Source organism: Dyella japonica DSM 16301 (genome assembly GCF_001010355.1).
GTDB classification, from domain to species: domain Bacteria; phylum Pseudomonadota; class Gammaproteobacteria; order Xanthomonadales; family Rhodanobacteraceae; genus Dyella; species Dyella japonica.
The window spans coordinates 1-13,006 of record NZ_JPLA01000007.1; the positions used below are offsets into that span (position 1 = coordinate 1).

The 13,006-nt window shown below is 64.8% G+C and carries 11 protein-coding genes; 3 read left to right on the forward strand and 8 right to left on the reverse strand.

Going from position 1 to position 13,006, the window contains the following annotated elements:
* Window positions 1-136: 136 nt before the first annotated feature.
* From Y882_RS03090 to Y882_RS03100, 3 genes are all read right to left on the reverse strand, one after another.
* Window positions 137-1,792 carry a multicopper oxidase family protein gene (locus Y882_RS03090; RefSeq protein ID WP_244466191.1) on the reverse strand — a complete coding sequence of 552 codons (1,656 nt, stop codon included), beginning with the start codon at window positions 1,790-1,792 and terminating at the stop codon, window positions 137-139.
* A 91-nt stretch (window positions 1,793-1,883) separates the two neighbouring features.
* Window positions 1,884-3,362 carry an MATE family efflux transporter gene (locus tag Y882_RS03095; protein ID WP_046970420.1) on the reverse strand — a complete coding sequence of 493 codons (1,479 nt, stop codon included), beginning with the start codon at window positions 3,360-3,362 and terminating at the stop codon, window positions 1,884-1,886.
* Between the two features lie 28 nt (window positions 3,363-3,390).
* On the reverse strand, window positions 3,391-4,077 hold the full coding sequence (locus tag Y882_RS03100; protein ID WP_425479397.1) for a DUF2239 family protein: 687 nt from the start codon (window positions 4,075-4,077) through the stop codon (window positions 3,391-3,393).
* A 20-nt stretch (window positions 4,078-4,097) separates the two neighbouring features.
* On the opposite strand from Y882_RS03100, the gene Y882_RS03105 reads away from it, so the two are divergent.
* Window positions 4,098-5,018 carry a bestrophin family protein gene (locus Y882_RS03105; protein ID WP_046970422.1) on the forward strand — a complete coding sequence of 307 codons (921 nt, stop codon included), beginning with the start codon at window positions 4,098-4,100 and terminating at the stop codon, window positions 5,016-5,018.
* A gap of 249 nt (window positions 5,019-5,267) precedes the next feature.
* The gene (locus Y882_RS03110) at window positions 5,268-5,783 is read left to right on the forward strand and encodes a hypothetical protein (protein ID WP_046970423.1); all 516 of its coding nucleotides are present in this window, start codon (window positions 5,268-5,270) and stop codon (window positions 5,781-5,783) included.
* Between the two features lie 823 nt (window positions 5,784-6,606).
* Here Y882_RS03110 and Y882_RS03115 read toward each other — a convergent pair.
* The 5 genes from Y882_RS03115 to Y882_RS03135 form a co-directional block, all read right to left on the reverse strand.
* Window positions 6,607-8,127 carry a DHA2 family efflux MFS transporter permease subunit gene (locus Y882_RS03115; RefSeq protein ID WP_046970424.1) on the reverse strand — a complete coding sequence of 507 codons (1,521 nt, stop codon included), beginning with the start codon at window positions 8,125-8,127 and terminating at the stop codon, window positions 6,607-6,609.
* A gap of 149 nt (window positions 8,128-8,276) precedes the next feature.
* Window positions 8,277-9,473: an HlyD/EmrA/EmrK family protein gene (locus tag Y882_RS03120; RefSeq protein ID WP_046970425.1), complete on the reverse strand. Its 1,197-nt coding sequence runs from the start codon at window positions 9,471-9,473 to the stop codon at window positions 8,277-8,279.
* An 11-nt stretch (window positions 9,474-9,484) separates the two neighbouring features.
* A complete protein-coding gene (locus Y882_RS03125; protein WP_046970426.1) occupies window positions 9,485-10,954 on the reverse strand; it encodes an efflux transporter outer membrane subunit in 1,470 nt (489 codons plus the stop codon).
* Between the two features lie 28 nt (window positions 10,955-10,982).
* The gene (locus Y882_RS03130) at window positions 10,983-11,438 is read right to left on the reverse strand and encodes a MarR family winged helix-turn-helix transcriptional regulator (RefSeq protein WP_046970427.1); all 456 of its coding nucleotides are present in this window, start codon (window positions 11,436-11,438) and stop codon (window positions 10,983-10,985) included.
* Between the two features lie 86 nt (window positions 11,439-11,524).
* Entirely contained in the window at window positions 11,525-11,764 is a 240-nt protein-coding gene (locus tag Y882_RS03135; protein WP_046970428.1) for a hypothetical protein, read from the reverse strand.
* Between the two features lie 238 nt (window positions 11,765-12,002).
* Between Y882_RS03135 and Y882_RS03140 the strand changes: the two genes are divergently transcribed.
* The gene (locus tag Y882_RS03140; protein WP_046970429.1) at window positions 12,003-12,827 is read left to right on the forward strand and encodes an AraC family transcriptional regulator; all 825 of its coding nucleotides are present in this window, start codon (window positions 12,003-12,005) and stop codon (window positions 12,825-12,827) included.
* The last annotated feature ends 179 nt before the right edge of the window (window positions 12,828-13,006 follow it).

Consider the following 13,006-nt stretch of genomic DNA (forward strand, 5'->3'; position numbering starts at 1 on the left):
AGGCGAGCCAGATCGCGGTAGCGCGACCACCGGGCGCAAATGATGAGCAAGAAGGGTGAGGCTAGATTGGCCCCTCACCCCAACCCTCTCCCCGAAGGGGAGAGGGAGAAGTGCGAGACCACGCGAAAAACCGAAGTCACCCCGGCAACAACTGAAACGGCCTCATCATCTCGTTGTCCTCATGCTCCAACAGATGACAATGCCAAACATACCGCCCAGGCCCCCCTTCAAACTTCGCGATGATCCGCGTCACCATCCCCGGATCCGCACGCACCGTATCCTTCCACCCCATCTCCTCCGGCCCAGGCGCTATCGCCGGCCCCGTGTACTTGAGCGTCTTGCTCTCGTTCCACGCGAACAGATCGAACGGCCGGCGCTCCAGCACCTGAAAGCGCACCAGGTGCAGATGCATCGGATGCGCATCGCCGGTGAGGTTCACCATGCTCCAGATTTCAGTGGTGTTCTGGCGCGGGTCTTCGGTGATCGGTGCAGACCAATGCTTGCCGTTGAGCATCATCATCATCGGGCTGCCGCCGGCATCATCCTGTTCGCCCAGCGTGAGCACGCGATCGCGCACGGCGCTGGCTGCGGCAAGGCGCTCGATGGTGCGGAGCGTGGCAGGCAACGCGCCGGTATCGCGGCGCCCCTTGTCGCGTACGCGAAACTCCATGATCGCCTCGGCCTGCTGGCGCAGTTGCACCTGCTTGCCATCCATGCCGGAGAAGTCGATCACGACGTCCGCGCGTTCGGCCGGATACAGCGTGACGCGCTGGCGCGGCACGGGTGCAGCCAGCAGACCTTGATCGCTGGCGATCTGCGTAAAGGTCAGGCCAGCAGACAAGGACATCTCATAGAAGCGGGTATTGGCTGCGTTGACAAGCCGCAAGCGGTAGCGGCGCGGCTCTACCTCGAAGTACGGATACAACTTGCCGTTGCACAGGATGGCGTTGCCGTTGCACTCGGACACCCACGGCGCTTGCGGATCATCCGAGACGGGATAGTAGAGCTGGCCGTCCTTCGCGATGAGCCGATCGCACAGGATCAGCGGCAGATCGCATTCGCCGCTGGGAAGTGACAGCGAGGATTCCGCATTATCCTCGATGAGGTAAGCGCCGAGCAGTCCTGCGTAGATGTTCAGCCGCGTAATGCCCATCGCATGATCGTGATACCACAGCGTGGCGGCGTCCTGCGCGTTGGGATAGTGCGACACGCTCGAATGACCGGGTACAAACCACTCTTCCGGATAGCCGTCGCTTGAGGGCGGAACACGCGCGCCGTGCACATGCGTCACGGTGCGCACTGGCGGCTTGTCGCGCTCGGCGCCGTGGATATTGTGGTCGATCGGCAGGAAGTGCTTTTCGGGCAGCGCATTGGCCCATTCGATCAACAGCGGCTCGTTGCGCTTGGCCAGCAAGGTCGGCCCCGGAAACGAACCGTCGTAACCCCACATGGGCGTGGGCGGAAGATCGCGATGCAGCTGCGTCTTGAACGCGCGCATCTCCATCCGATAGAACGGCAGTTGCTTGCCGGGATATGCGGCATGCGCCCGTTGCCCCGCCGGCTTGGCGATCTTGGGCAGCGGCAAGGGATCGACAAAGCGCGCCAGAGTCACCGGGTTCACCAGCGGCACCTTGGGCGCAGCGAGTTGCGGCATGGCCATGCGCGCCATCTTCTCGTCGCCGATGGCGGGCGAGGACCAGGCGAGCAGGCCCAGTTCGGCAGCCGTGGCGGCGCCGACCATATCGACCATGCCGCGCAGGAACTGCCGGCGCGAGGGATTCATGCGAGTCATCGGGCAACCCTAGGCAGCCCGGATGACAGTCACATGGCAATGCGTGAAGCCTGATTCACTCTGCGCGCATCCACGCGCAGGGTGAGACGGATCACTCAGCCGAGGCAGGCACGCCCTGTCCGGTGGTGGGCGCCTGCTGGCCGGCGACAGCAGCCTCGTCGCTGGCCTTTTCCAGGCCGGCCTTGTCGATCGGCGTGGCCAGCATGCGCGCGCGACGCCAGCCGCCCCACTTGTAGTAGCCCATCGCCATCATCATCGAGGCCAGCGAGCCCAGCGGGAAGCTCCACCAGATCGAATCGGCCCCCAGCCTGGGCGCCAGCGCCAACGCAAACGGCGGCCGGAACAGCCACATCGAGATGAACAGGATCACCAGCGGCGGCACCACGGCGCCGGTGGAGCGCACCACACCGAACAGCACGAAGGTCACGCCGAAGAACATGAAGGACCACACCGCGATGCTGTTGAGATGCTGCGCCAGCGCCAGCGCCTCACCGTCGTTGGGCAGGAACATGCCGAGCGCGGCGTGGTTGAACAGGTAGATCAGCGCGATCAGCATGCCGCTCAGCAGGAAGTTGTAGAGCACGCCCACCTTGGTGATGCGGCTCACGCGATCCCACAGTTTCGCACCCACGTTCTGCGCCGCCATCGACGACACCGCCGCGCCAATCGCCATCGCGGGCATCTGCACATAGGTCCACAGCTGCGTGGCCGCGCCGTAGGCGGCGGTGGTCTTGGAGCCGTAGTTGTTAACCATGTGGATCATGATCATCGCGGAGCTGGAGATCACGATCATCTGCAGGCCCATCGGCAGGCCCTTGAACACCAGCGAACGCAGGATCTCCATGTCGGGCTTGAGATAGCCCAGCTCGCTGCGCGTGAGGCGCAGGAAGTGTTTGCGCCGGTACAGCGTGATCAGCAGCGCCACCAGCGCCACCGATTGCGCAATCAGCGTGGAGGTGGCCGAGCCGGCGATGCCCATGCGCGGGAACGGTCCCACGCCGAAGATCAGCAGCGGGTTGAGCACGATGTCCATCGCCACCGACAAGACCATGAAGTAGAACGGTGTGCGCGAATCGCCGGCGCCGCGCAGCGTCATCATCAGGAAGGCGTAGAAGTACATCGAGGGCACGGCGATGAAGATGATGCGCAGGTACGGCACTGCGAACGCCTGTGCATCGACGGGCGTATTGAGCGCGTTGAGCATCCACGGCGTGCCGAAGTAGCCACCGATCGCCACGATGATAGAAACCGAGACGAAGAACGTCACGCCCGTGCCGACCACGCGCTTGGCCTCCAGCATGTTGCGCGCGCCCAGGCTCTGGCCGATCAGAATCGTGCAGGCCATGCTGAGCCCGAACACCGCGCCTAGCAGCAGGAACAGGATCAGGTTTGCGTTGCTCACCGCGGTGAGCGCGGCTTCGCCCAGATAGTGGCCGATCCACATCGCATTGACCGAACCATTGAGCGACTGCAGCACCGTGCTGCCCAGGATGGGCAAGGCGAACATCAGCAGGGTCTTGGCGATCGGTCCTTCGGTAAGCAGGGGCTGCCTTGCAGCAAGAGATGACATCGAATCATTCCGCGATGGGGAGGGGAGATCAGGCGGCGCTGGCTTGCCATGCACGCATGGCCAGACGGCGCACATGCTCGCGCACATCGGCCGGCCACGCATCCGTCACCTGCATGAAACGCTCACGCTCTTTTCGCCAGAACGCGCGCGATGCTTCTTCATAAGCCGGGAGATTACCCGCGATCGCGCTCATGAAGCGATCGACGGCTTCACCGGCCAGACGCGCCGCATCGCGCTCGGCATGATGGCGACGCGCTTCCTCGACCAGACGCCGCAAGCTCGCCGATGCGCCACCGGGCTGGCTGGCCAGCCAATCCCAATGACGCGGCAACAGCGTGACCTCGCGTGCGACGACGCCCAGTTTGGGGCGGCCGGGGCCACGTGGCGCAAGTTCATCATCCTGCGGTGATGCGGGGAGGCGGGCGAGCACGTCGGCGAGCGTGCCGCGCAGGTCGAGTTCCACCGGACGGCCATCGATCTCGTCGAAAATCAGCACCGGTCCGTCGACCCCGGCATCGACCGCCCGCTTGGTCGCTGCGGCGACCTCCGCCAGTGAGCCGGCCGCAATGCGGCGGTGGCCGTCGAAAGCGACGCAGAAAGCGGGATCAGCCATGGTTTTGCCCGGGTATAAAATGTAGCGCGAATATTGCCCGGGTAATAAATAAAGGTCAACACCGACGAGTTGAGCTGGCGCTGCGCGGTAAAATTTCTCCACCCTCCCGCCGCGCTCTTCCCATGGTCATCCATCCCCCGCATCGCTCGCTTCGATTGATGCTGTTCACCCTGCGCGGATCGATCATCCCGGTGATCTGGAAGCGCGTGCTGGGCATGGTGCTGCTGGCCGTGGCGGTGGTGCTGCTGGAACGACACCTGCCGCGTACCGGCGTGGAGCTGGGCGCCATCCCGCTGACCCTGATGGGACTGACCCTGGCGATCTTCCTGGGCTTCCGCAACACGGTGGCCTACGAACGCTGGTGGGAGGCGCGCACGCTGTGGGGTGAGCTGCTGATCGTGGTGCGCAATCTCGCGCGCCAGACGGTGAGCCTACCCGATGGACTCACGGGCCCGGAACGCGAACGCATGGTGCATCGCTTGATCGCTTTTGCGCACGCACTCCGTCACCAGTTGCGCGGCACCGCGCCGGGCGACGAGGTATCGCGCTGGCTGACGGGGACGGAGGCCGCCGCGCTGGCCGGCCGGCCCAATCCGCCGAACGTGCTGCTGGCACTGATCAGCCAGGGCTATGCGCAACTGCATCGCGAACAGCGGCTCGATCCGATGCTGCTGGCCAATATCGATGCGCAGGTGACACGCCTGTCCTATGTGCTGGGCGGCTGCGAGCGGATCCAGGGCACGCCCATCCCGTTCGCCTACATCCTGCTGCTGCATCGCACGGTCTACATGTACTGCCTGCTGCTGCCGTTCTGCCTGATCGGCAGCGTGGGCTGGGTGACGCCGTTGATGGTGGGCGTGCTCTCCTACACCTTCTTCGGACTCGATGCGCTGGGCGACCAGATCGAAAATCCTTTCGATCGCCTGCCCAACGACCTGGCACTGGACGCGATGTGCCGCACCATCGAAATCGGCCTGGGCGAATTGCTTGGCCAGCGCGATCTGCCGCCGCCGCTGCAGCCGGTGGACGGCGTCCTCCTTTAAGCCTCGAGGACCGGCCGGGAGGCCCATCCCCTACCTTGGTATCGCCGTAGTTTTACGGTGTTCTCCGCGTGCGCTTCACACCGCTTGAGACAAGCTGACCGCGTGATCGCAGGGATGCCGACCACTCGTGCCGCCCAGGCAACGCTGTGTTGTCTCGATTCGACCTATTTCCAGTACCGGTCGGTCCAATAAGTTATTAAACTTAGCGGTGCACAAATCTCCTCCCCCCAAAGTCAAAGAAGAAAGACCATGCAACATCCCCTCCTGCGCAGTGCGGTTGCGCTGGCCCTGATGGGCATTTCCGCTACGACCCTGGCCGACCCCCGTATCGAAATCAGCGGCGGCCGCAGCTACTCAGACAGTTACTGGACCAATACGGCGTGGATCGAAAGCATCTGGGGCGAACACGCCTTCGGCAGCAGCAAGTTTTCGTGGGCGCCAGCAGCCTCCCTGGGCTTCATCAATGGCCGCAACGTATCCAAGTACGGCAACGCCGTCTCCGATGACGTGTGGCTGCTCGGCGGCGGCGTGCGCATGCGCTACGGCACCGGCGGCGACTGGTACCACCACCTGTTCTGGACCTCCGAAATCGCCGCCCAGGGCGGCCGCACGCTGGCACTGAGCAGCGGCGGCGAATTCGTCAATTCCGTCGGCTGGCAAGGCGACCACTGGACCTTCCAGATCCGCCACGTCTCCAACGCCGGCATCAAGGGCTCCAACCGCGGGGAAACGATGGCGCTGGTAGGCGTGGCGTTCAATCCCTGATGGAGTGAAACACAACGGCCCCAAGCGGGCCGTTGTTGTTTGGACGTCTGGACGGCCTGCTGCATCACAAGATCACCTGTAGGAGCGCACCCTGTGCGCGACCAGCCTACGGAGCGGTACACCCCTGCGCTGCGGTCGCGCACAAGGTGCGCTCCTACAAGGTGTACCGAGGAAGAATTGAACCCGCCGATCCGCTATTTGTGGGAGCGCACCCTGTGCGCGACGAACCTACGGAGCGGTACACCGCAGCGTGGCTGTCGCGCACAGGGTGCGCTCCTACAAGGTGTACCCGTGAAGAATTGAACCCACCGATCCGCTATTTGTGGGAGCGCACCCTGTGCGCGACGAACCTACGGAGCGGTGCACCGCGGCGTGGCGTCGCGCACAGGGTGCGCTCCCACAGACAAGCCGGCGTGGCAAAGGAAAGAAGGGGTGCCCCAAGCCAATGCGCAGCGAGGCCCCGCTTTAAGTCCTCTGCGATTCGGGCGCGTTGCGCAGCGCTTGGAAGTACCCCCTGTGTACCCTCGGAGGTTGTCCCCTGACGGCCTGCCTCAAGCGTTCGGGCTTATCCCAACACAATGCTGCGGGCGTTATCAGGCCATTTTCTTTGGGTTACTTTTCTTTTGGGCCAGCAAAAGAAAAGTGACTCGAGCGGCGGCAGCCGATCGAAACGCCCGCCGCGTAGGCGGCAAGCTGGCGATAACGTGACAACCAAGCGCAAAGTCACTGGATTCCCGCCTTCGCAGGAATGACGAGCTAGAAGAAAAAAAGAGGCCGCATCAGTGCGACCTCTCCCGTCATACCTAATCAACCCGCCCAAAAATCAATGATCCGCCCCAGGCCCAGCCTTAGCCCCAAACGGCGGCCGCGCCATCCACACCACACCAATCAGGCAAATAAACACCCAACCGAGCATGTGGAACACCTCATTGAACGAGATCTGGTACGCCTGCTGATTGATCAACTGCTCCAGCAAGCCATTGCTGGCCTGCCCCGTCACACCCACCGCCTGCAGCGTGCTCTGCGCCGAGTTGTCATACGGCGTGAAGTGTTCGGTCAGCTGCGCGTGATGCACGATCGCCCGGTGATCCCACAGGAAGGTGGTTAGCGAGGCTGAGAAACTCGCACCCAGCGTACGCAGGAAGGTCGCCAGACCGCCGCCGGCGGCGATCTCGTGCGGCCGCAGGTCCGACAGCAGGATGGTGGTGACCGGCATGAAGAACAGCGCCACGCCCAGACCCTGGAACAACTGCACGCCGGCGACGTGCATGAAGTCGATCTGCAGGAAGAAGTTCGAGCGCATGAAGCAGGTGGCGCCCATGATCAGGAACGCACACGAGGCCAGCAGGCGCATATCGGTGCGCGAAGCGTACTTGCCGACGATGAAGGTCAGCATCACCGGCAGGATGCCCAGCGGCGCGGCGGCAAAGCCCGCCCAGGTGGAGGTATAGCCCACCGTACGCTGCAGCCACTGCGGTATCAGCAGGCCGATCGCGAAGAACGCCGCATACGCCAGCACCAGCGCTATCGTGCCCGTGCGGAAGTTGTGATGACGCAGCAGCTTCAGGTTGACGATCGGTTCGTCGTCGGTGAGTTCCCAGATCAGGAAGATGGCGATCGCGATGGCCGACACGATCGCCGTGACGATGATGAAGGTCGAACTGAACCAGTCCTCGTCATTGCCCTTGTCCAGCACGATCTGCAGCGCGCCCACGCCGATGATCAGGGTGATCAGGCCCACGTAGTCGATCTTCGGCCGCGTGGTGACATCCACACGCCCCTTCATCTGGTTGGCGACCACCATGCTGGCGAAGATGCCGATGGGCACGTTGATGAAGAAGATCCACGGCCATGAATAGTTGTCCGTGATCCAGCCGCCGAGGATCGGGCCCGCAATGGGCGCGACCACCGTCACCATCGCCAGCAGTGCAAGCGCCATGCCTCGTTTGGCTGGTGGATAGATCGAGATCAGCAGACTCTGCGTGATCGGATACATCGGTCCGGCCACCGCACCCTGGATGGCGCGGAACAGGATCAGCATCGGCATGCTCTGCGCGGTGCCGCACAGGAAGGAGGCCAGCGAAAACAGCATCGTTGACCAGATGAACAGCTTCACCTCGCCGAAGCGACGGGTCAGGAAGCCGGTCAGCGGCAGCGCGATGGCCGTGCTCACCGCGAACGAGGTGATCACCCAGGTGCTCTGGTTGACGCTCACGCCCAGGTTGCCGGCGATGGTCGGCAAGGACACGTTCGCGATGGTCGTGTCGAGCACCTGCATGAAGGTGGCCAACGAGAGACCGACGGTCGTCAACGCGAGGTTGCGCGGCTGGAAATTTTGGCTCATCGCACGGATAACCTGCGGAATGAAGGGTTGGCGCTGCGCATGTTCCGAAGCTGCCTCGGTTCCTGCTCGTCATTCCGGCGCAGGCAGGAATGACAGATTTCATGACTGAGGGAGACATGGAGGCACGTGATGCCTCCTTGCCCGCCCGCTTACTGCTTCTGACCTTCACCCGCCATGTTCGCGTGGATGATCTCCGCGATCATGCCGTCGGCCTTGGCCAGCTGCTGCTTGTACACATCGGTGCTGAAGGCCGGCTGGGTCGGCGCCTGCTTGGCGAGCAGCGGGCCGCTGGTGTCGTGCAGGTTCACCGATACCTTGGTCGACAGGCCGATGCGCAGCGGATGTTCTTCCAGCTGCTTGGGATCGGTGAAGAACACGCGCACCGGCACGCGCTGCACGATCTTGATCCAGTTGCCGGTGGCGTTCTGCGCCGGCAGCAGCGAGAACGCGCTACCCGTGCCCACGCCCAGGCTCTCGACTTTGCCCTGGTAGGTGACCGAACCGCCATACACGTCGGCGCGGATTTCCACCGGCTGGCCGATGCGCATATTGCCCAGCTGCGTTTCCTTGAAGTTGGCGTCGATCCACACGCCGTGCAGCGGCACCACCGCCATCAGCGGCGTGCCCGGCGCCAGGCGCTGGCCCAGTTGCACGGAACGCTTGGCCACGTAACCGTCGACCGGCGCCAGCAGCGAGGTACGCACGTCGTCGAGATAGGCAGCGCGCACTTTGGCCGCGGCCGTCTGGACGTCCGGATGCGAGGCGACCACGGTGTCGTCCACCAGTACCTTGTTGGTCTGCAGCTGCTGTTGTGCGCTGGTCAGGGCGCTCTGCGCGGAGGTCAGCGCGTCCATCGCATGCGACAGCTCTTCGGCCGAAATGGCGCCGGACTTGGCCAGATCGCGACGACGGTTGTAATCCTGCATCGCCTTGTCCACCGCCACCTTGCGCACGGCCACTTCGGACTGGGCGCCGCTGACGTTGCTGTACAGGCCACGCACTTTGCGCACGGTGCTGGCGAGGTTGGCGCGGGCCTGCGCCAGCGCGACATCGGCATCGGCCGGATCGAGCTTCACCAGCACGTCGCCGGCATGCACCAGGTCGCCGTCGTCGGCGCCGATGGTGATGACGGTGCCGGTCACCTGCGGGGTGATCTGCACCAGGTTGCCGTTGACGTAGGCATCGTCGGTGTCTTCGTACCAACGGCCTTCGACGAAGTACCACACGCCCCAGCCGATGGCGGCAAGCACCAGCACGGCGACGAGTCCCTTCAACAGGAAACCGCGGCGGCTCTTGGGGGGTTGGGCGGCGCCGGTCTCGGCCGCAAGCGGATTCTGGCTAGACATGGGGGTAGCCTTTAGAGCGAATGTTCAGAGGAAGATTGGACGGCCACGTCGGCCGCGCCCGCCTGCGGACGGAAACCGCCGCCGAGGGCCTGGATAAGCTGCACGGAGAGGTCGATCTGCTGCGACTGCAGGGCCGCGAGGCGCTGCTGCGCGACCAGCAGCTGCTGGCGCACGATCAGCGCTTCGAGATAGCTGCCCACGCCGGCCTTGTAGCGCTGTTCGGAGAGCTGCCAGGCCTGCGTGCCCGCATCCACGGCGCGCTGCTGGGCGGCGACCTGTTCCTGCGCGGACTGCACGGCGTCGTAGCCGTCGGCCACTTCGTTCACCGCGCGCACCAGCGTCTGGTTGTACTGGGCCACGGCTTCGTCGTACTGCGCGTCCTTGGCGGATAGATTGGAACGCAGACGGCCGCCATCGAAGATCGGCAGGCTCAGCGACGGACCAAAAGTGTAGAAGCGCGCCGGCAACTGCAGCGGGTTGATGCTGCCGAACGCGGCTACGCCGGCCATCGCGCTGAGGCTGACGTTGGGCATGAACTGGGTCTTGGCGACCTTGATCTCCTTGCCTGCCGATTCCACGCGCCAGCGCGCGGAAACGAGGTCGGCGCGGTGGCCGATCAGTTCGGTCGGCACGTCGGCCGGCACAGCGAGCGCTGCCGGATTGAGTGCCTGCGGACGACCGATGTCGAGGCCGCGATCCGGGCCCTTGCCCAGCAGCACCGCCAGCGACGAGCGCGCCGCGTCGATGGCGCGATTGGCTGCGGCCATCTGCTGGTCCGAGTTCGCCACTTCGGTCTCGCTCTGCTTGAGCTGGAGCTGGTTGTCGAGACCGGCCGACACGCGCTGCTGGGTCAGCTGGCGCGCGGTGACCGCGCGCTCATGTTCGGATTTCGCCACGTCCTGTTGGGCATAGGCGTAGGACAGCTGTACATAGGCGCGCGCAACATTGGTGGAAAGCTCGATGCGCGCAGCCTGCTGTTCGATTTCAGCGGCATGCTGCTGGCCGACGGCCGCTTCCCACGCGGCGCGCTTGCCGCCCCACAGATCCAGATCCCAGCTGAAGCTGGCGCGCGCGTCCTTGAACCAGGTGAACTTGCCGCCGCCCAGTTCCGGCGGCGCGGCGGTGAGCGGCAGGCGCTGGCCAATGACATTGGCGCCGGCCGTGACGCTGGGGCCGCGCTCGGCATCGGCGGCACCGGCTTGCGCCTGCGCCTGGCGGGCGCGTGCGTCGGCCACGCTGAGGCTCGGGTTGTCCTTCAGCGCTTCGGTGATCAGTGCGCTCAGCTGCGGATCGCCCAGGCCGGTCCACCAGTCATCGGCGGGCCAGGCAGCGGGGGAGAGCGTGGCGCCGGACAGGCTGCGATCGGCCTTCAGTGACGAGGCTTCGGTCAGCGTGCCTTCCGGGTGCAGGCCGCCACTGCTGACGCAGCCCGCCAGTGCAAGCGAGAGGCCGGTGGCTGCCGCAAGGATTTGCAGACGCATGGCGTTGGTTTCCAAGAGTAGAAGCGGGTCAGTTCATATCGCGGAGCGCGTCCAGCACGCGCACCAGGTAATCGCGCAACTGTTCACGCTCGGTTGGATTCAGCGCCTTTTGCGCGGCATCCAGAACGTGTTCATTGCATGGCGTCATCTGCTGCCACATGGCGTCTCCCGCCGGCGTCAGCTCGATGCGCAGGGCGCGGCGGTCCTGTTCATGCGGCAGGCGGCGCAGCAGGCCCTTGCCTTCGAGCTGGTCAAGCTGGCGGGTCATCGCGCCGCCATCCAGTTCCACCGCGCGGGCCAGTTCGCTGGCCGACATCGGGCCCATCAAGGCCAGGCGCTTGAGGATCAGGAACTGGGTGAAGCGCAGCTCGATACCCGCGGCCTGCATCTCGGCTTCCAGCTTGCGGACGATCTCGCCGCGAACCAGTCCGACGAGTACGCCGATGCTGTCCTGGGGGTAGGAAGGGGTGTGGGAGGAGGTCATGGGACGGCAATTTTATTGCCGGAATAATATTTGTCAAGGCAAACATGTGTTGGTTAGATTTTGCCCGGACAAGGTCTAGCCAGGACTCAACGGGGTCCCTCCCGCATCTCATCCTCCAGCCAGGTCCGCAGGGCCGGGTGGCGCACTTCGAACAGCTCGAACACGCCCAGCGCCCGCAGGGTCGGCAGCAGGGCGACCAGCCTCGGCTCCAGCGCGCGGCGGCTGGCTTCGGGCAGGTCGGGGTCCAGCATCTGGTGGGCACAGGCCACGAACGCCTCGAGCGGTTCGGTCTCGGCGGTGGGCATGCGTACGGCAATCATCGACATGGATCGGCTCCCTTGGACGCCGGGGCGGCGCCGCGCTGGCTTGATCAAGACGTGTATCGGCGTGCGGGCGTGACGGCTCCGGATCAAGCAGGAGCTTTGGCACGGGGCCGGCAAACCGCGACTGACGGCACGTTCGACACCGCCAGCGGCGGCAGCGGTGGGGATCGGGCCAGCATGATTGGGCAGACGGGGCGATTACTGTTAGCGTTATTTGGTCAAAGTTTGTCGAGAACCAGCCATGGGTCATGTCAGCGAGCACGACGAGAACCGCTTCCACGAATTGATCGAGCGCCGCGATGGACCCTCGGTGATCGCCTACTGGACCGAGGGCGAAGCCGCCAGCGAGTACCACGACGGCACCCGCGAATACGGCTGGCATTCCCACCTGCGCGGGCAGCTGTACTGCGTGGAAAGCGGACTGGTGCATGTGCGCACGGCCAAGGGTTCCTGGCTGCTCCCGCCGCACCGCGCCGGCTGGATGCCGCCCGGCGTGGAACACACCGTGACACTCAGCGGCCCGATGACCGGCTGGGGCGTATTCGTGACCCCGTCCGAATGCGGCTGCCTGCCCACCGAACCGTGCGTGATCGGCGTGACCGAGCTGATGCGCGCACTGGTGCGTCGCGCCAGTTCGTGGATCTGGGAAACGCAGCTGGACGAAAGCCAGGAGCGGCTGACCACCGTGCTGCTGGAAGAAATCCGCCGCGCCCAACGCGAACCCCTGCACCTGCCCATGCCGGTGGATCGCCGCGCCCTGCGCATCGCCGTGGCGCTGCTGGAAAACCCCAACGACAACCGCGGTCTCGATGACTGGGCAGGCTGGGCCGGCCTGTCGCCGCGCAGCCTCAGCCGATTGTTCCGCAGCGAAACGGCCTTGAGCTTTGCCCAGTGGCGACAGCTGGCGCGACTGACGCACGGGCTGGAGCGGTTAGCCGATGGCGAGCCGGTGTCTGCCGTGGCGGACGCCTTGGGCTATGCCAGCGTGAGCGCCTTCGTGGCGATGTTCCGGCGCAGTTTCGGCCAGCCGCCGGCAAGGTATTTTGCGGCGCAGGGCGCGCAGTAGCGCCCCAAGTTCGCACCTCGCCACTTGTCTGTGGGAGCGCACCCTGTGCGCGACCGCCACGCCTGGGTGTACCGCTCCGTAGGTTTGTCGCGCACAGGGTGCGCTCCCATAAAGAGCCGACCGGCAAGATTGATCCGCCATCCCCATACCTGCGTCACCCCCTTTGTAGGAGCGCACCC